We start from the raw sequence: 18,779 nt of genomic DNA on the forward strand, positions 1-18,779 counted from the left end.
TCCAAAACGTGGCAACCACGCATTATTCCTTAGCTACATCTAAGCCTGCTTCGGATTTTTTAACGAAACTGTCTCGCGCAATTGTCTCAACACCAGCAGGTTTGACAGCAGGAACCCTCAGGCATATTCCCACGTTTTTTCCAATTTTCTCTTTGCGGAGGGCTCATGTCGCAAAAACTGTTACGCAATGCACTTATCTTATCCATGAATGACAAACGCGAGATGTTTGTTAACGGTGATATCCTTATTACTGGCGACCGCATCAGCGCTGTCGGCACAGTAGAACCCGAGCTAATCTCACCGGATGCTGAAGTCATTGACTGTACAGATTCCATCATTATTCCCGGTCTTATCAACACACATGTTCACTTGTGCCAACAACTCGGGCGTGGACTGGGAGACGATGTAGACCTCCTCACATGGCTGCATGAACGAACATGGCCCTACGAACTGGCTATGACAGAAGAAGACGTTGAAATTTCAGCTCTTGCCTGCTGTGCAGAACTCATCCGCTCAGGTGTGACCTGCTTCGCAGAGCCAGGAGGACAACATGTGGACGCAATGGGACGGGCTGTCACAAAAGCCGGTATCAGAGGCATCCTAGCCCGCTCCACCATGGACTGCGGTGAGGGAATTCCAGAAAACAAACAGGAAAGTACAGACGAAGCACTCAATATCCAGCTTGACCTAATCAAACGCTGGAACGGCGCTGAAAACGATCGTATCCGTTGCTGGTTCGGGTTAAGAACCATCTTCAACAACTCCGATGAACTTATCGTGCGTACCAAGAAGCTTGCTGACGAAATGAACCTCGGCATTCATATGCACGTTGCTGAAATCAAAGAAGAGGTTGATTTTGTACGCAACACACGCGGTGCCACCACTGTCGAACACCTTGCAAAGCTGGGTGCTCTCGGCCCGAACCTTCTTGCAGTACACACAGTGTGGCTTACTGAACGTGAAATTGAACTTTTTGCCGAGCACAATGTTAAAGTCTCACACAACCCGGGTGCAGCCATGCGTGTCCTTGGCTTTGCACCGGTTCCTGAAATGCTTAATAAAGGTGTTTGTGTGAGCATTGCGACGGACGGTGCACCATGCAACAACCGTATGGACATGCTGGACGAACTGTACCTGACTGCCCTTATCCATAAAGGCCGCACGCTTGACTCAACGACTGTTCCAGCGGAAACCATTCTTGAGATGGCAACTGTAAACGCTGCCAAGGCACTGTTGTGGGAGGATCAGATTGGCTCTTTGACTTCTGGGAAAAAGGCAGATCTCGCAATCATCAAACCTTCACTCAAACCGGGCTCTGTGCCAGTGCACGACCCTGTGTCCAGCCTTGTTTATTCAATGCACTCATCTAATGTGACGCATACCATGTGTGACGGGCAGTGGCTTATGAAGGATAAAGCTATTGTCACGTTCGACGAAAGCGCTCTTCTCGAAAAAGCACAACAGCATGCAGATTCCATCAGAGAACGTGCCGGAATACAGTTAAAACCACGCTTCCCTGTTGTGCGCGTCCGTTAACTCATGCATGTATCGTTCGCTGTTTTTGCATATAGCTATCAGCAACGCAAAAGTAGTAAAAAAATACATGTGAAATACACATGCGTTTTTTTTACGATTAAAGTGACAAGGTTCGCTATCAGATTGAGACCATGTTAATCCCCCCTCCCCTTAAAGCAATATTCCCCCATCCTACGCATAAATTATTCTTGAGATTCTAACACAACAGTGCGCAAACGTATCATTAACCAGAAAGCCCATGTGAAATTCACATGGGCTTTGTCGCAGATAAGGGCTCGAGGAGAGCGTAACTACTAAGGGGGAGGAGTTACTGTCCCTTTCTGCCTAGTGCATGGTTAGGAAAATATAAGTCCCGCCTGAAATTACAATTCAGGGAGTACCAGAACTGGCACTCCCTGAAGGAATTACGCTACCTGTTCTCGAATCTTAAACAGGATTACATACAGTGTTGGTACAACAATAAGCGTTAACACGGTTGCGAAAGTAAGACCTGCCATAATTGTTACAGCCATTGATACAAAGAATGCATCGGCAAGCAGCGGGAGCATGCCAAGTACTGTTGTACTCGCTGCCATCATAACAGGACGGACACGACTTACTGAAGCATCAAGCACCGCTGTAAACGGCTCCTTGCCCTCACGTATCTGCAAGTTTATTTCATCCAGCAATACAATTGCGTTTTTAATGAGCATCCCCATAAGGCTCAGGAAGCCAAGCAACGCCATAAAGCCGAATGGCTGCCCTGCCCCAAGGAGTCCCCACGCAACACCGATGATTGCAAGCGGAACAGTTAGCCAGATGATAAGCGGCTCCCGCAGAGAGTTAAACAATCCGATTGTGATAAGAATCATCAACACAATTGTTGTAGGAATGGTTGCAAACAACCCTGCCTGCGCCTTTGTGGAGTCCTCGTACTCACCGCCCCATTCCATAGTGTATCCAGCAGGAAGCGGTATTGCTTCAATGTCGGCACGAAGCTCTGCAAATAACGCAGTCGGCTGTCCAACTTTTGCTTCACATGACACAGTAATGGTCGGCTTTCTGTTTCTTCTATGTACCGCGTTATTCTGAAACTCAGTTTTAAACTCAGAAACGAGCTGCCCGAGTGGAATCATACTGTTGGACACCGGACTGAACACCTGCACAGAGTTCATTGAGCCTGCATCTGTTCTTTCGTCTGCCGGAGGACGCATTACGATCGGAAGAAGTGTATCATCTTCACGGTAGGTACCAACAGCAGTACCAACGTATGCCCCTTTCAGTGCTTTTGCGATATCAGGACGGTCGAGTCCTGCGCGGCGAACAGCTTGCTCGTTCAACACCGGAACAATAACTTTGGCTTTCTGTCGCCAGTTGTCGCGGATACCACGGGAGTTACTATGTGACGCAAAAATAGCCTGTGCTCTCCTAGACAACTCTCTGAGAACCTCAGGATCTGAACCGGAGAAACGCACTTCGATCGGGTCATCACGCCCAGGGCCAAGACGAACTTTTTTGAATTTAAAAAAGGCTTCAGGAAACGTATTACTTGCATACGTTCTGTATTCGTCAATCATTGCCGGAACATCATGATAGTCCTTAACCGTAACAATCAACTGTCCGTAGTTCGAATAATTCTGCTCAGGGTTATATACGAGCATAAATCGAGGCGCACCAGCCCCAACGAAGGTTGAGGTAAATACCACGCGCTTATCTTGAGCAAGCTTCTTCTCGAGGATTTTCAAATCACCATTTACAGCACTCAGATCTGACCCTTCAGGCTTCCAGACATCGATAAAGAACTGTGGCTGTGTGGATGCCGGAAAGAACATCTGATCCACATATTGCATTGCATAACCGGAAACAAACATCAGCCCAAGCAACGATGCAACGGTAAGCCATCTAAAGTTAAGGCAGAAACGCAGGCAGCTCCGGTATGCACGGAACAAGAAACTTCCGTACGGATCAACATCTTCACCACCATCTTTTTTATGCAAAAACATTTCGCATAAAAGTGGTGTAATGGTCAGGGCTGTTACCCAGCTCAGCATCAGCGAAATAAGCAATACCCAGAACAAAGAGCCACAGTATTCACCAGTGGAGTCACTGGAAAGACCGATAGCAGCAAAAGCCAAGACTGCAACCACAGTCGCACCAAGCAGCGGCCACATGTTCTGCGAGACAACAGCGCGTGCTGCCGCCAACTTGTTCTCGCCCTGCTGAATTCGTATAAGCATGCCTTCTGTGACAACAATGGCGTTATCAACCAGCATTCCCAATGCAATAATCAAGGCACCCAGAGAAATCCTTTGAAGCTGGATATCCATCATCTTCATAAAGATAAAAGAGCCGCACACCGTAATCAACAATACGGCACCAATAAGCAGACCACTTCGCAGTCCCATAAAGATCATAAGAATAACAACTACGATGCCGACAGCTTCAAGCAAGCTGATCGCAAAGCCGTCAACAGCTTTTGTTACGTAATCCGGCTGGAAATAAATCGGTTCAATCTGGAACCCGACAGGAGTAGAGGCATCAAGCTCTGCCAGGCGGGCTGTTACACGTTCACCAAGGTCAACAATGTTACCACCCGAGGCAAGAGAAACACCGACTGCGAGAGCGCGCTTACCGTTCTGTCGCATAATGTTTGTGGAAGGTTCGATATACCCACGGGTAATCTCCGCAAGATCCTGCAGGTAAACAAGCTTACCGGAAGAAGAGTCTGTTATGTAAATGTCACCCAGCGCTTCTACAGAGGTAATTCCGCCCGAGGGAGATATACGAATGTATTCGCTACCCACATGAACATTACCGGAGTCAGCAACAAGGTTTCGCTGCTGCAGTGCATTCATGATTGATTGCGTGGACACACCCAGTTGACGCAACTTAGCGCGGGGGATTTCAATAAATACAGCTTCCTGCTGGTCACCCCAGACCGTTACTTTTGCGACATCCTTGATGAGCTGCAGCTCTTTACGTAAAAAGGTAACGTAATCCTGAAGCTCTTTATATGAATACCCCTCCGCGGTGATTGAGTACAAAATGCCGTACACATCACCAAAGTCGTCAACAACAACAGAGGACTGCGCTCCTGGAGGTAAGTTCTTTTGAGCATCGCCAACCTTTCTGCGCAACTCATCCCATACTTGAGGGAGTGTTTCTTTGTCATAGCTATCTTTTATTTCAACAGTGACAATAGATTTACCCGGAGTTGATACAGAGGTAATTTTATCAAGCTGTGCAAGCTGCTGGATCGCACTTTCAATCGGTTCAGATACTTCTGATGCAACTTCTTCCGCGGTTGCCCCCGGATATGTTGTTACAACCAGCGCCTGTTTAATGGTAAATTCAGGATCTTCTAATCGCCCCATGGACTGATATGCGAACAGCCCACCAACAATAAGTACTACGGTCAGAGTAAGCGTTGTTACACGCTTACTGATCGCCCATTCTCCGATACTCATGGCAGCTATTCTCCAATCTCACCCTGCAGCACACGCACAGTTTGTCCTTCTTGAAGGTAGTGAACACCCGCAGTTACAACCTGTGCTCCAAAATCAAGACCGGATTTGAGGAGATAGTCATCCTGCTGCATTGCACCAAGAACAACAGAAGTCCGTTTTACGGTATTGTCTTTTTGAACAACCCACACAAAAGGGTTTTGTGCTTCATCAACTGCGACAGCACTTACAGGAATTCGTACCCCATCCCCCTGATTCGCAGAATCACCCGGTAAGTATCCGATAACTTCAGCGGTCATACCTGAATAAATGTTTACACCTTCCGGCTGTGGAAGTGTAACTGTTACAGTGTAGGTTCTTGTTGCCGCGTTAGCAGTTGTCTCAAATTCTTTAAGAGTTGCTTCGTACAGACTATCCGGCATAGCAGCAAAACGGACAGAAGGTTTAGGAGCATCCTTTTTAGATTTGAGAAGAGCAATAATCAGCTCAGGCACTTCAACTTCAACATCAAGATGTTCCACATCATCCAGACGTACAATACGTTGCTGAGCCTGAACGTTTTCGAAGTTCTTCACGTAGGTCTGTGCAACCACACCGTCAAACGGAGCGCGGAGCTCAGTATACTCTAAATTCAAGCGAGCCTGCTCGCGCTGCTGCTCAAGCTGCTTTACCTGAGCACGTGCATTTTCAAAACTACTGTGCGCACTGTCATAGGTTGCCTTGGAAACAATATCATCCTTCAGCAACACAGAATTACGTTTAAAATTCAACTCAGCTTCAACTAAAGATGCACGAGCTCCTTCCAGCTGAGAATCAAGGCCGCGCAGCTGGGTTTGAAAATCGCTGGTATCAAGTGTCGCAATTGTCTGTCCGCGCTCAACTCTTTCGCCAGCCTTCACAAGCAGCTCTTTCAACTGCCCTGCTACACGAAAACCAATTTCAGCTTTTTCACCTGCAACAACTGTCCCCGGAAAGACTCTTTCCACATATCCAGCATCGCTATTAACTGTGATCACCTTTACAGGCTTAACAACCACTGTTTCCTCAACAGCTTTGTCGCTGTTACAGCCTTGAAGAACCAATAGCAGTAATCCTGCAATAACAAATACTAAACTTTTAACGTTCAAACGTTCCATGAAATGCTCCCCAGCAAATACAGCACCTCTCCTCGAGTTATTAAAGGTGCTGTAATCATGAATGTATAGTGTTAAAAACAAGGGTGATATAGATCTGGTCATTCCATAACAGCCCGTTTCAAAAATAAAAAAGACTGCCGAAAGGTCCGATGCGGGAACCTCCCGCAAAATAACAGTTGTTGTATCGCACTCCCGTTGATTGACTCATCGTCGATCAACACGGCGAATCGTAAGCCTTCATCAACAACCTGATGATAATGTGTTGTTTTTTTAATTTCGGCAGCTGGCGTATAAAAGCAATCTGCATGCCAAAAAAATATTTCCAAAAAATGAGCACGTTACAACTAAAAAGAATCGTACCCCATCAAAAACTGTTGTATTTAACAGATTGGCTGTTATATTTAACAGAACATAAAAAAGCTGCCATATATGACAGCTTCTCTTTTGTGCGGGGGAACTATGCCACAAACCGATTTTTTTAAAAGCGTTACCCAAATAACGTGCTCAACACTCAACCTGCAAAAGGCCATTACTGACCTATATCGTTTTTTGCAGGACAGAGTACCTGTAGATGCCATCAGCTTTGACACCTATGATGATGAAAAACAGATACTGCACAACATCATTTCAATGCACAAAGGAGAGCAACGATTAGTCGCTGATCTAAAAGTCAACGACGACCTCCACGAACTGTTTATGGCGGATGCCAATAACGACAGTCTTCTCTCTGATTACATTCCCAACTCCGCAGAACTGGAGATATCTGAACAGGTGACAAAACGTTTCAGTTCACGAATTTTTTCTGGTGTAATCTGCTACTTGCGCATTGAAGGGGAAATACTCGGTGTAGCAGGCATTACGCGTGATGTTCCAAATGCATTTAGTAATGAAGAGGTGGAATTACTTTCATCGCTAACTGTTCCGCTAACTATTGCTCTCGTAAATGCTCTGCGCTTTGACGAACTCAAAGCTGTGAAAGATCAGTTGCAAGATGACAACAAATTCTTGCAACGGGAACTTGCCAAGCAAGCCGGAGAAACCGTTATTGGTGCCAACTCTGGCCTCAAAACAACGCTCAACATGCTATCGCAGGTGGCAAACACAGATGTTCCTGTCATGCTTTTGGGGGAAACAGGCGTCGGCAAGGAAGTTCTCGCAAACGCACTGCACCGCATGTCTCCAAGACGTGACAGCCCATTCATAACTGTAAACTGTGGTGCCATACCAGAATCACTCGTAGACAGCGTTCTATTCGGGCATGAAAAAGGTGCCTTTACCGGAGCCGGACAACAACGAAAAGGTCGTTTTGAGCGTGCTAATGGCGGTACACTTCTCCTTGATGAAATAGGAGAACTACCACTGGACGCTCAGGTCAGACTACTACGCGTACTGCAAGAAAAGAAAATAGAACGCGTCGGTGGCGATACAGAAATCCCTATTGATGCCCGTATTATTGCTGCCACTCATAGAGATTTGAATAAATTGGTTGAGGAAGGAAAATTTCGCGAAGATTTATGGTTTAGGCTAAGTGCGTTTCCAGTCGTCATACCACCACTCCGAGAACGTAAAGATGATCTGCCATTACTTCTTGCGCACTTTTTACGAAGCTGTTCAGCAAAGCTTGGAATTTCACCACCACCTGTAACACTGGAAGGTGTGGATAATATCAACAACTATCACTGGCCGGGAAACGTCAGGGAAATGCACAACGTAGTTGAACGACAAATTATCCTGAGCCAAGGTGAGCCACTCACATTTGCATCACTTGCGACATCTAGCAAAAAGTCGCAACCTGCACCTGAGCCTTCTGTGACAATAGATATTGCGGACTCAACCGACGCATTAATTCCAACTTTCCCAGTATCCCCTGCATCATTTCCCACGCTGGATGAAGTAACCCGCATGTATATTGAAAAAGCCCTGCAGCATTGCAAAGGGAAAATTGAAGGGACAGACGGAGCCGCAGCGCTGTTGGGGATTAACCCTTCCACTTTGCGACACCGAATGCGCAAGCTCAACATTACATTCGGTAAAAAACGATAACAGCATCAGGATATCTGCCGACAACTTGCTATCCATACGACCAAGCACTGGTACAGCAAAAGGGTACAAGAAAGCCTAGCCCTCACACTCTTTTTGAGTGCGAAGGCTAGGCTTTTTCATTTACATTTATTTATACGCGATCAAGAACAGAAAGGATATCTGCCGGCTCCATACGGATTGTATAGTCCGTATCAATAAAGTCATACAGAATGGTTCCGTCTTTATCGACAATGTAGACTGCAGGAACAGGAAGCTCCCACTTGTCATTTCCGTTCGCTTTTTCAAGATCGAGCCCGAAGCCTTTATAGACCTCACGCAACTTTTCATCAAAGCTGAATACCAGTCCGAATTGACGGGCAATTTTGTTATCAGGATCTGTCAGCACCTCAAAAGGAATCTGCTGTTTTTCTTCATCTGACAACGAATTATCTGGAAGCTCTGGAGAGATGGCAATAAGCACTGCATCTCTGGATTCAATATCTTGCTGCACCTCGCGTAATGCCTTCAACTGAAGGTTACAATACGGTCACCATCCACCTCTGTAAAAGCAAATCACGACGCGATGATTCTTGCGTAACGCCACAAAATCTACCGAACTACCAGTTACGTTCTGTAATACAAAATCAGGAGCACGATCACCTGTATGCTTTGCACCATCTGTAATACCGGACTCTTTAAGCATTGCAGCGGAGTTTCGCATGACGTCCTGTGCAGATTGTGGTGCCATGCGGGCAAATTCTTCTCTGCGCGCTGCAAGTTGGTCGGCTAATCGTTCAGACATATCTATTCTCTCCTACTAACTATGGAATTATGTCGGAGTAACTACATTCCGATATCGCAAAACATCATAGAGTTCCGTCAAGGTAGCAACAGTCAATGTCGGCTCCACACCCCATGGATCATATATAGAAGCTGAGGAGCGTTTAATCCATACCGCCTGTAGCCCAGCTACCTTTGCACCGATGACATCAAACGGATTAGAAGAGACCAGCCAGACGCGTGTACGTTCTTCGTATGAAGCAGAAGAATTCTGCCTAGCCACTGTGTTCTCCTGTTCTTCAAGCCCCGCTTCCACATAATGGAGACATCCTTGCGGTGAACATTGAAACACACCCACAGACTTCGCCTCTTCAGAACCGACCGATGCCACCTTACGCGCTCTTCTATCCCTGCCTTCCTGATAAGAGGCGATACGCTCAAGCAGATACGCATATGCAATACGTGACGGCTTAAATACCTTCACGGCATCTACACTTATGACATCCTGAAAATATGGCCTGATATTGGTAGCAGTTAAGACTGTTTCAATCTCGCTGACTGTTCCGTTGCTAAAGGCAAAACACGTAGCATCAGTCTGAGATAGTTTTTTTAATGCATCTTCCGCATCATCGAAGGCAGGAAAAGACAGACTGCGTAAAAAGAGTGCTTCCTTTTCTTGCTCAGAAAAAACCACACCAAATTCTTCACATGTATACTCAAAAGCATACCGTGCGCACTGAGAAAATGGCTGATACCAACGCATCAACCCCATTCTATAGGCATACTCAAGCTGCTTGTTACGCCACTGCTTAACAAATACAACAGCACGTTCACCAAGCTTCGTTTCAAGAGCTGCTGGTATACTCGTCGTATCAACCAACGTTCCATATACATCAAAAACAAGAGTATGCATGTCCGCTCCTGCCTGTATGAATGTTCTTTCCGATACTGCACAATACCACAGGAGCAGCGGGTCAGCGATATTTTTTTCGTATCCAACAAGTCGACAAGCTGAATGTGCCAAGGTGGGGAGCAAGAAAAGCAATCGGGCTAAAAACGAATGAGACCGGTGATAATTCACCGGTCTCCCCCATTGGCTCACTCTACGTTGCGAGAAGAGTTAGCTTTCAGCCCCTTGCATGGGCATGATTGGTATCCATACAGGCCTGCTGAACCTGTACGAACGTCATTCGTGTCTGCCAAAAAGAAATACTCCGAGATTCGCTACTGCTGGAAACGAATACCGGCCCCGCAACGCGAGGATATTCTTTGTGACAAACAAATTTGTTTAAAAAAACAAAGAAGAACTAAAATGAAACCTTTGATTTATTCAAAAATGTCATTTCTGCTGTGATTTCTGTGTACCCTTAAATTTACAAAAAAGTCAATACGCTTAGCGTAAAACTGCTCCATCCTACAGTGACAAGCAGAAACAACACGTACACCAAGCAGTTCAACATATTGATAATAAATACAAAACCGAAAAAGACACATGTGTTTTACTTTTTTGTAATCAAAAACAAAAAAACCCGCCAAATGGCGGGTTTCGTTATCGGCATAGCAATGCAGTGCCTTTAAGTGCAGCATATCAAACTGCTATTGTGCATTCTTATCTAATTCATTCTGCACTGCTGTGTACACATCAGCAACATGCTTGCCAGCCAGCCAGCGTACAGCACCAGTATGCAGATCATACACACCACCAACGATTTGAACATCACCAGCAGCATATATATCGCGAATCAGCTCGCTCTGCATGAACAGGTCATGCAATCCCTGCCAGATATTCTGCTCTACAGAAGCATCCAGAACGCTTTGTCCTTTCAGCTCCTCATCTCGATTGAGCACATTAAGTACGGCAGGTTTAATCCTTGCAACAATTGCATCAATACTTGGAGTCAGCTCTTCATCTTTGTTGTACAGCTTATCAATAGTCGTTTGAACAGCACCGCAATTGGTATGTCCAAGAATAACCAGTAAAGGAGTTTTTACCACTCCTACACCATATTCAATGGAACCGGTCTGTTCAACACCGATAACATTACCTGCAGTACGAACAACAAATGTGTCCATAATGCCTACATCAAAGATACGTTCAACTGGCATTCGGGAGTCAGAACACGCAACTACCGTTGCAATCGCATGGAAGTTCTGATTGAGCTCCTTTTCCATTATCGTCTGCTCATAGCTCGTGCGCGGGTGTGCAGATTCGTTCGCTACGAACCGCTTATTCCCATCTTGCAAGGCCTTGAGCGCGCTTTCTGGAGTTCTATCGCGCATATTCGCCCTCGCTTCATTTTTTATTGTCAAACACAGTATACAACAAATAGCCAGCGCATAGCATAATGCCTTTCGCATACATTCCTCCTGATGCTGCTACAGCATTCAAGAAAATTCCCAACCCTCGACAGGGAAACTGAACGACTGCACAACACAAGATTAAGTATGCAAAAGTTCATTGTGATACACTTATGATTAAGAGTAAGCAACAACGAACTACTCATAAGGCTAATTTATTCTAAGTCAGTAGACACAAAAAAAGCGCCCTTCATACGAAGGACGCTTTACATGAGCTTACATAGCTAGAAAGTGAGTCCCGGTAATTCAAGATACATCTTATAGCTATCTTCAAACGGTGTAAACTTTGCTTTGAAGATCAACCTAAAACACTGGTGGTTATAAGCTAAAGCGTAACTCTGTTCAAATGTTTCTTTCTTATTGAAGTCATACTCGTAGTACACTTCCGCAGAAAACGGATCAAAGTAATCAATTGTCAGGGTATTTTTCCAGACATTCAAGTTTGTTAAATCAGTACCTGCGTAAGTAATGTCTTCGTTAAGATTACGTCGGAAATCGACACCGGTTGAGAACTGGCCATAATCTGGCGCAGCAACGGTTACGGTATGGTCATGGCGATTGAGTTGCTTATCATAGTACGAGAAGAATGTTCTGGAAGAAATCCAAACATTCGTCCACGGATAAAATCGAAGCTCCCCTTCAAGATCGCCCCACGGCCTGCGCTTGTACAACCGGTCACTAATTTTAATATTTTCGTTGCGTTTAGCTTCTTCAAAGTCATATGACTGAAGAATTCGGAACCAGAGAAGCTCGCTAAAGGACGTTTTAATTGTCGGCAAGACATCTTTTTCTTCATCGCCGGAAACAACTGTCGCTTTTTTTCTGGTAATCAAGTTAACAAGAGAGACAGTCAACTCGTCTTCATTGCTTTTCTTATCTACATCATCATACTGCGGTGCATCTGTAAGGCTGCTACCGGATACATGACGATATTCAAAACGAGGCTGAATAGCGTGTTTAAGTCCGATAGTTTCGCTCTTTCCTGCATTTTCCTGTGTAGGTGTCAATGTTGAGGCGTAGTTGTATACGCGAGCGACTTCAGAATAACCGGAAACACCAAACTGGAAGAGAGTACGGGAATCCCTGCCGTCATCTCCGGTCGCAGTCGGAAGCGGATCACGCTCTGTTGTGTTGTACCACAACTGACGCATACCTACTTCCGGTGTAATTGTACCGTACGACGTCACAAGAGGAAGCCCCATGGTCGGAACAATATCAATACGGTTACCGTCAGTTCCTTTTTGACGAGCGAACTGTACGGACTGAAAATCCGCAGTTAATGTCAGCGGAACCTGATCAAACAATCTGTTTTTGAAAAGGTACCCGTCAAATTCTGGCAAACGCTGAAGCGTTGTATCTGTTGAAGACTTTGCGTTGCCATGCCCAAGAGCAGAGTTCTGGTTATACTCTCCAAGCAACGCAGCACCGAATCGGTTCCAGTCTCGAGTAAAGAGCAAACGCGACGTACGGATAGGGTTACTGATGTCATTAAGAGATCTACCAAAGGTATCTTCAAGTTCACTCTGCGAGTTATCGAACCCGGACATAGTATTGTCAAACTCTCTCAACATGTCCTGATCGGAAACATAGTCGATATCAGCTTTAAACTTCCACTTCGGATCAGCGAACGTCCCATTAAACATACCACGAGCCCAGTAGCGGTTCTCGTTGGTACGCAACAGCTCATCATATCCGAAATCTTTTGCTTGAGATAAGGAACTTACAGTCTTCGCATCGTCAAGCCAGTCAAAACGCATCCACAGTTTATCTTCTTTTGATGTTGCAGAGCGGTATTCAACCCCTGGCATAAAGCCACGTTTGCTCATGTACTGAGCATAAAAGGTCATATCCCGCTCCTGATCAATCGCCCAAAAATAAGGCTGGGCATACCAGAAACCTAAACGGTTTGTTGTACCGAATTCAGGGCGGAGAAAACCGGATTCACGGCGAGTTTTAATCGGCAGGACAAAGTACGGCATCCCCATTACAGGGTAGTCTTTGATCTCAACATTGGCTCCCCTGATAACAGCATAGCCTTCAAGTTCAAGGGTCGCCTGATTTGTATTTAATGACCACGCAGGAACATCGCCGTCACAGGTGGTAATTTTTGCGTTGGTAAATGTGTAGGAATCGCCCCAGTTTTTTTGGATACGATCACCGGAAAAATATACATGTGGCCCGTCAATAAAGACCTTGCCATTTTTCATCCAGCCGACCTTGTTCCCAAGGTCGAACTCGGCGGTACTGGCGGATAAGTTGTCATTATTCATGAAGACCTGAACGTTACCGGACAGGTACACCCAGTTTGTAGCAGCATAGTATCGGGCAAAATCAGCTTTCAGGTAATCATTACCCTGCTTAAGAACAACTTCCCCCTCAGCTTCAATAACTTCCGCGTCATTTAGTGATGATACTTTTTGTGCAGACAACTGCCATTCAACAGTTTCCTGATCATCATTTGTCGCTGTAAGTGTTGCACTCATAGCAACAGTAGATGCTGACACAATGAAAGCACACACAAAAAAAACCACAAGTACCTTGCGGAATGATACTAACATACAATATTCCCAACGATTTCAGATAGAAAATAGAACACGTTCCAACGCAATATCTAATCATGCACAACAGCATTCAAGCTATAACACAGCTTAAGTGGCAGGGAAAGCCTATAAACTTAACGCTATCTTCATATATAACTCATGCAGCAAGTTTTGACGCCGCCATTTTCTTCAACAGTGATAATTGGTTCTCGCCCCCCTCTCTTTTTTTTTGCCCAACGGCTCTCTTCTAATCAATTTTCTCTTTTACATCAGATGACAAATTCTTACCCTTCTGATATTGTTCCGCACAGAATTAGGTTGACAGGTTTTTCCTGCTGCTATATTAACCCTCGTTCTGCCTTGCTCCCCTATTTATAGATGGGCGGGCCAAAGTCCATAAGGAGATTGGAATGAGAAAATTCGAAACACTTTTGCTTCTCTCCCCAGAGTTAGCAAGTGATGCTCGCGAAGAACTGCTGAGCACTCTTACTGGTGTTATCGAGCGCGTTGAAGGTAACGTACTCGAAGCTGACCACTGGGGCATGCGTGACCTCGCATACCCTGTTCAGAAATTTATGCGCGGCTACTACGTTCGTCTTGAGTTTGAAGCTCCTGGCACCGCTATTGCCGAGCTTGAGCGTATCATCCGTATTACAGATGGTATCTTCAAGTACGTAACTGTTAAGCTTGAGGAGGCAAAATAAGATGGCTTTTAAAAGACGTTTTACTCCACGCCGTAAATTCTGCCGCTTCTGTGCAGATAAAGACCTTCCATTGAACTACAAGCGCCCGGACATCCTCCGTGATTTTATCACCGAACGTGGTAAAATTATCGCTCGTCGTATCACTGGCACATGTGCTTTCCACCAGCGTGCTCTCACTCGTGAGATCAAGCGTTCCCGTCAGATGGCACTTCTCGTCTTCACTTCCACTCACGCAAGTGAAGTGAAAAAGAAAAGCACCTTATAGGAGGATCGGTCATGAAACTTATTCTCCGTGCTGACGTAGAGAACCTTGGCGTTCTTGGCGATATTGTAGAAGTTAAAGCTGGCTACGGCCGTAACTACCTTGTTCCACAGGGTCTTGCTATGGTTGCTACTGCATCTAACATGAAAGTTTTTGAGCTTGAGCGTAAAAAACTTACAGACCAGATGGAAAAAGTACGTGGCGCAGCTCAGTCTCTGGCAGACAAACTGGAAGCAGCTGAAGTTATCATCGAAGTTCGTGTTGGTGAAAACGACAAGCTCTACGGTTCTGTTACCGCAAGCAACATCGCTGATGCTCTTGCAGCTCTCGACCTCGAAGTTGATCGTCGTCGTATCCTCCTTGACGCTCCTATCCGCGTTCTTGGTGACTACACTGTACGTGTACGTCTCCACGCTGGTGTTGTAGCTGAAGTTAAGGTTGCAGTTAAAGCTGAAGGCCGCATCATCGAAGAAGAAGCTCCTGTAGAAGAAAATGACGCAGAATCCGCAGTGGAATCCGCAGAAGAATCCGCAGAATAGCTTTAATACCGAAACCTTCGCCCATGAGGGCGAAGGTTCGGTTTCCGATACATTTGAAAATGTGTCGGACGAATTGCTGCGCAATGTCCCCCCCCACAGTATCGAAGCAGAACAAGCTGTGCTCGGGGGTATTTTTTTGCGTGCGGACGCACTCAACACCCTTGTAGATATCGTCACCGAAGACGACTTCTACGCTCCTGCCCATAAAATTCTCTTCGGCGCCATGATGGAACTGCACAGGCAAAGCATCGCTGTTGACCCTGTTACCATTGGTCAATACCTGCGAGACAAAAGCCTGCTGGAACAAGTCGGCGGTGCTGTGTACATCGGCGAACTCGTCAACTCCATCATCAGTGCAGCCAACGCAGAGCACTACGCTAAAATCGTCCGAGACAAATCTCTTCAACGCAGTCTCATTTCTTCTTGCTCAGACATCATCGGCAAATGCTATGATCAAGGCACTGAAGTAGACAAACTGCTGGACGAATCAGAACAATCTATTTTTGCAATTTCTGAAAGAACTTCCGGTCAAACATTTATCGACTCAAAAACACTTATTAACAGAGTGTTTGATCAGCTTTCGATCCGTATCGACAGCAACGACCTTGTTACCGGTGTAACAACCGGTTTTTACAACCTCGATAAAATGACCGCAGGTCTTCAGCCTACAGACCTTATCATCATCGCAGCACGTCCTTCTATGGGTAAGACTGCGTTTACGCTTAACCTTGCGGTTAACGCTGCACTTGAAGGCAATACTCCAGTTGTTTTCTATTCTCTGGAAATGGGAATGGAACAGCTCATGGTACGTATGCTTGCAACCGTTGCCGGTGTTGATATGAACAAGCTCAGAACCGGTCGCGGCATTGACAATGACGACTGGGGACGCTTGCACTATGCAGCGGATGTGCTAGGTAAGGCTCCAATCTTTATTGATGATACTCCGTCTCTTTCTACGCTGGATCTTAGAGCTCGAACACGACGCCTGAAGGCAGAAAAAGACATTGGCATGGTTGTGGTAGACTACCTGCAGCTTATGCGCTCCAGCCGCAAGACTGACTCCCGAGAACTGGAAATTTCTGATATTTCCCGTAACTTGAAAGCACTTGCAAAAGAACTGAATATTCCTGTTGTTGCCCTTTCACAGCTTAACCGTAAGGTTGAAGAACGCGCTGACAAACGTCCAATGCTCTCTGACCTTCGTGAATCCGGCGCTATTGAACAGGATGCTGACGTTATTATGTTTATCTACCGTGACGCTGTGTACAACAAAAAAGAAGACCGCGCAGAAATCCATTCTGCCGAAATCATCATCGGTAAGCAGCGTAACGGCTCCGTAGGCACAGCCCAGCTCCAATATAATGGTGCATTCACCCGGTTTGAAAACCCGACAGATCTTTATCCTTCAGAGGAAATCCCTGACGACGGCAGCATGTAGCTATAAATAAATGTAATATTCTGTTATTCAATTCTTCAGGTAACAACCTGAAACAATGAGATTACGACGCCGATCCGGACTCACGGGTTGGCGTCTCCTATTTTATATTCATAAAAACAAGCACTTACTTACAAGTCTTTTATAACTTCCATACTTTCATTTCATTAAAAAATGCTCGACTATTCAACGTATAGCTCTTATCTAATACTCACTTTTGCACCGGTTTTTTTACCTTCCTTAACGAAAAAGTAATTCCCCGCAAGCTATACTGCTCATCTCCCAGACACTAATTTGCCGGATGCATATATTTACCTTCAACTCTTTTTAGAGAATTATGTTCGCAATACGAGAATTATACGCAGCCTTTACTATTACGGCTATTTTATCAACTGGCATACTGCTCTGGTTATATGTGAGTACCCTGTCTACCCGTGGAGTACTTTACTGGGCTGCTGCAATGTGCTCTTTCAGTGTCGGACAGCTACTCATTATTTTTCGTGGATATGTTCCATTTTATATTTCTTCAATCGTAGCTTACGACATCCTTTTACTGGGTATCTTCCTTTTATGGTTAGGTGTTCGCAATTTTCTTACCCTTCAGATTTCAAAGAAGATATATGTCTTTGGTCTCCTAAGCATTATTGCACTAACGACACTTATTTACTGGTTTTCCGTACCCGCTCCGAATATTGCCGGAAGAATCGGCGCATTGAACCTGATGGTTCTCCCTTATGCCATTGCCATTACCCATAACCTGCTTACAAACACCAAAAAGTATCAATCCACCTGGATTCTCGGGCTTGCTACTGTAGTCAGCTCAATTATTTATATTACACGGATAGCCAATGCATTTTCACCACTTGTATTTGATAACTACGTCATTTCCGGATGGAATACTGTCTATGCAATATGGGCAATCACGTACCTGATAATTGCCACAGCATCATTTGTTATGATGGCCATTGAAAACAAGCAGCAGGCTCTGTCTGTCCTGTCCCACAAAGATACACTGACAGGCCTGTTTAACCTGCGAGCATTCAATGCCATGACTACCACGCAGGACAATGCAACTATCAGCAGTTCAAACAGTATGGGATTGTTCCTTGTTGAAATTGATGACCTTGATCATATCAATGAAACATATGGGGATATTGTCGTCGACAGCCTGCTAAAAAATACTGCTGTCCGTTTATCAAATTTTCTCCGTGCAGAAGACCTCATATTCAGAATCAGTCATCGTCGCTTTCTTATCCTTAGCCCTAACTGTCCTCCCGCGCAGACTCTCCAGTTTGCAGAACGAATCAGATTGGATATTGAAAACTCTCCGTTACACATCGATGACCTGACTGTTCCCTTTACCATTACCATCGGCTGTGCCGCGTCCGGTGCATCTGCATACTCAGTTAACTCGCTCTACTCGCAAGCAGATTCCGCACTAAATGCTGCGGCATCACGAGGCATCAACAACACAGCCATGTTTGCTGAATAAACAAAATAACTTTAAAACAAAAAAACGCCCTGCTTTAGACAGGGCGTTTTTTTGTTTCAAAATATCTTATTGAGCAGGCGCTTCCTCATCCAGCAGCAATGCCAGCGGCACAAACGGACCAAGAGGAATCAGGTCAAAATCAATAAGCCCAGCCTGAACCATGGGCATTTTATCAATAAGGCCACGTGCATCTTCTACAGAAGGTGCTTCAAGCACCAGCACGGTACCGGAACGATCCTGACGGAAGTACATTTCACGAACTACATCTGCAAGATACATCTTCACAGTGTGGTTAACTTCTTTCATAAAGTTTTCTTTCACTTTTTCAGGCGTTGCATCCGGCTGCACTTTATCAATCGCAATAATTTTCATGTAATTTCTCCTTTCTAACACACGGCGCAGCAGCATACTTAATCTGCTTGACTACAGGAACCAATCTGCCAATAGAGTTCCTGTACGCAGCGTTGCTACTGCCAGCGAAGGTTGACAAGATACTGTATCTGTCACGGGTTGCGCTTCTTCGCAAAAAAAT

At 45.4% G+C, this 18,779-nt stretch carries 14 protein-coding genes and 1 pseudogene; 7 read left to right on the plus strand and 8 right to left on the minus strand.

All coding sequences use genetic code 11. The annotated features are described in order from the left end of the window. Positions 1-165 precede the first annotated feature (165 nt). Positions 166-1,536 (plus strand): amidohydrolase, encoded by a 1,371-nt coding sequence (locus SP90_RS13180; RefSeq protein WP_066857159.1) that lies wholly within the window; start codon positions 166-168, stop codon positions 1,534-1,536. Positions 1,537-1,940: 404 nt separating this feature from the next. Here the strand turns inward: SP90_RS13180 and SP90_RS13185 are convergent, their stop codons facing one another. After that, complete coding sequence (locus SP90_RS13185) at positions 1,941-4,982, minus strand: efflux RND transporter permease subunit (protein ID WP_066857162.1); 3,042 nt, start codon at positions 4,980-4,982, stop codon at positions 1,941-1,943. Positions 4,983-4,987: 5 nt separating this feature from the next. Then, the gene (locus tag SP90_RS13190) at positions 4,988-6,115 is read right to left on the minus strand and encodes an efflux RND transporter periplasmic adaptor subunit (RefSeq protein ID WP_066857165.1); all 1,128 of its coding nucleotides are present in this window, start codon (positions 6,113-6,115) and stop codon (positions 4,988-4,990) included. Positions 6,116-6,574: 459 nt separating this feature from the next. Here SP90_RS13190 and SP90_RS13195 point away from each other — a divergent pair, with 459 nt between their 5' ends. Further along, positions 6,575-8,158: a sigma-54 interaction domain-containing protein gene (locus SP90_RS13195; protein WP_066857168.1), complete on the plus strand. Its 1,584-nt coding sequence runs from the start codon at positions 6,575-6,577 to the stop codon at positions 8,156-8,158. 130 nt (positions 8,159-8,288) lie between these two features. On the opposite strand, the pseudogene SP90_RS16540 reads toward SP90_RS13195, so the two are convergent. From SP90_RS16540 to SP90_RS13225, 5 genes and pseudogenes are all read right to left on the minus strand, one after another. Beyond that, positions 8,289-8,672: pseudogene (locus SP90_RS16540) on the minus strand (redoxin domain-containing protein); the annotation flags it as partial. 12 nt (positions 8,673-8,684) lie between these two features. After that, positions 8,685-8,939 carry a thioredoxin domain-containing protein gene (locus SP90_RS16545; protein ID WP_082936456.1) on the minus strand — a complete coding sequence of 85 codons (255 nt, stop codon included), beginning with the start codon at positions 8,937-8,939 and terminating at the stop codon, positions 8,685-8,687. A 27-nt stretch (positions 8,940-8,966) separates the two neighbouring features. Next, positions 8,967-9,830, minus strand: a complete 864-nt coding sequence (locus tag SP90_RS13205; protein ID WP_066857171.1) for an HAD-IA family hydrolase — start codon at positions 9,828-9,830, stop codon at positions 8,967-8,969. A 683-nt stretch (positions 9,831-10,513) separates the two neighbouring features. Further along, positions 10,514-11,197, minus strand: coding sequence for a carbonic anhydrase (locus SP90_RS13220; protein ID WP_197498801.1), 684 nt, complete (start codon positions 11,195-11,197; stop codon positions 10,514-10,516). A gap of 302 nt (positions 11,198-11,499) precedes the next feature. After that, complete coding sequence (locus tag SP90_RS13225; RefSeq protein ID WP_066857182.1) at positions 11,500-13,833, minus strand: LPS-assembly protein LptD; 2,334 nt, start codon at positions 13,831-13,833, stop codon at positions 11,500-11,502. 392 nt (positions 13,834-14,225) lie between these two features. Here SP90_RS13225 and rpsF point away from each other — a divergent pair, with 392 nt between their 5' ends. From rpsF to SP90_RS13250, 5 genes are all read left to right on the plus strand, one after another. Continuing rightward, positions 14,226-14,519 carry a 30S ribosomal protein S6 gene (rpsF, locus tag SP90_RS13230; RefSeq protein ID WP_066857186.1) on the plus strand — a complete coding sequence of 98 codons (294 nt, stop codon included), beginning with the start codon at positions 14,226-14,228 and terminating at the stop codon, positions 14,517-14,519. A gap of 1 nt (position 14,520) precedes the next feature. Continuing rightward, positions 14,521-14,784: a 30S ribosomal protein S18 gene (gene rpsR, locus SP90_RS13235; RefSeq protein ID WP_019999353.1), complete on the plus strand. Its 264-nt coding sequence runs from the start codon at positions 14,521-14,523 to the stop codon at positions 14,782-14,784. A gap of 11 nt (positions 14,785-14,795) precedes the next feature. Continuing rightward, positions 14,796-15,320 carry a 50S ribosomal protein L9 gene (rplI, locus tag SP90_RS13240; protein WP_066857189.1) on the plus strand — a complete coding sequence of 175 codons (525 nt, stop codon included), beginning with the start codon at positions 14,796-14,798 and terminating at the stop codon, positions 15,318-15,320. After that, positions 15,274-16,758, plus strand: a complete 1,485-nt coding sequence (gene dnaB / locus SP90_RS13245) for a replicative DNA helicase (protein WP_157471302.1) — start codon at positions 15,274-15,276, stop codon at positions 16,756-16,758. Before rplI ends, dnaB begins: the two co-directional genes overlap by 47 nt. A 334-nt stretch (positions 16,759-17,092) precedes the next feature. Further along, positions 17,093-18,247, plus strand: coding sequence for a GGDEF domain-containing protein (locus tag SP90_RS13250; protein WP_066857191.1), 1,155 nt, complete (start codon positions 17,093-17,095; stop codon positions 18,245-18,247). Positions 18,248-18,313: 66 nt separating this feature from the next. Here the strand turns inward: SP90_RS13250 and SP90_RS13255 are convergent, their stop codons facing one another. After that, complete coding sequence (locus tag SP90_RS13255; protein ID WP_066857193.1) at positions 18,314-18,619, minus strand: YciI family protein; 306 nt, start codon at positions 18,617-18,619, stop codon at positions 18,314-18,316. Positions 18,620-18,779: the final 160 nt, after the last annotated feature.

This window comes from Halodesulfovibrio spirochaetisodalis (assembly GCF_001672295.1).
Taxonomy (GTDB): Bacteria; Desulfobacterota; Desulfovibrionia; order Desulfovibrionales; family Desulfovibrionaceae; genus Halodesulfovibrio; species Halodesulfovibrio spirochaetisodalis.

What these genes read in the sequence shown, in the direction of transcription:
- SP90_RS13185 (WP_066857162.1), bottom strand. Translation starts at nt 4,982, where the DNA reads ATGAGTATCGGAGAATGGGCGATCAGTAAGCGTGTAACAACGCTTACT.
- SP90_RS13225 (WP_066857182.1), bottom strand. Translation starts at nt 13,833, where the DNA reads ATGTTAGTATCATTCCGCAAGGTACTTGTGGTTTTTTTTGTGTGTGCT.
- SP90_RS16545 (WP_082936456.1), bottom strand. Translation starts at nt 8,939, where the DNA reads ATGTCTGAACGATTAGCCGACCAACTTGCAGCGCGCAGAGAAGAATTT.
- SP90_RS13180 (WP_066857159.1), top strand. Translation starts at nt 166, where the DNA reads ATGTCGCAAAAACTGTTACGCAATGCACTTATCTTATCCATGAATGAC.
- SP90_RS13220 (WP_197498801.1), bottom strand. Translation starts at nt 11,197, where the DNA reads ATGCGCGATAGAACTCCAGAAAGCGCGCTCAAGGCCTTGCAAGATGGG.
- SP90_RS13190 (WP_066857165.1), bottom strand. Translation starts at nt 6,115, where the DNA reads ATGGAACGTTTGAACGTTAAAAGTTTAGTATTTGTTATTGCAGGATTA.
- SP90_RS13195 (WP_066857168.1), top strand. Translation starts at nt 6,575, where the DNA reads ATGCCACAAACCGATTTTTTTAAAAGCGTTACCCAAATAACGTGCTCA.
- dnaB (WP_157471302.1), top strand. Translation starts at nt 15,274, where the DNA reads ATGACGCAGAATCCGCAGTGGAATCCGCAGAAGAATCCGCAGAATAGC.
- SP90_RS13205 (WP_066857171.1), bottom strand. Translation starts at nt 9,830, where the DNA reads ATGCATACTCTTGTTTTTGATGTATATGGAACGTTGGTTGATACGACG.
- rpsF (WP_066857186.1), top strand. Translation starts at nt 14,226, where the DNA reads ATGAGAAAATTCGAAACACTTTTGCTTCTCTCCCCAGAGTTAGCAAGT.
- rpsR (WP_019999353.1), top strand. Translation starts at nt 14,521, where the DNA reads ATGGCTTTTAAAAGACGTTTTACTCCACGCCGTAAATTCTGCCGCTTC.
- rplI (WP_066857189.1), top strand. Translation starts at nt 14,796, where the DNA reads ATGAAACTTATTCTCCGTGCTGACGTAGAGAACCTTGGCGTTCTTGGC.
- SP90_RS13250 (WP_066857191.1), top strand. Translation starts at nt 17,093, where the DNA reads ATGTTCGCAATACGAGAATTATACGCAGCCTTTACTATTACGGCTATT.
- SP90_RS13255 (WP_066857193.1), bottom strand. Translation starts at nt 18,619, where the DNA reads ATGAAAATTATTGCGATTGATAAAGTGCAGCCGGATGCAACGCCTGAA.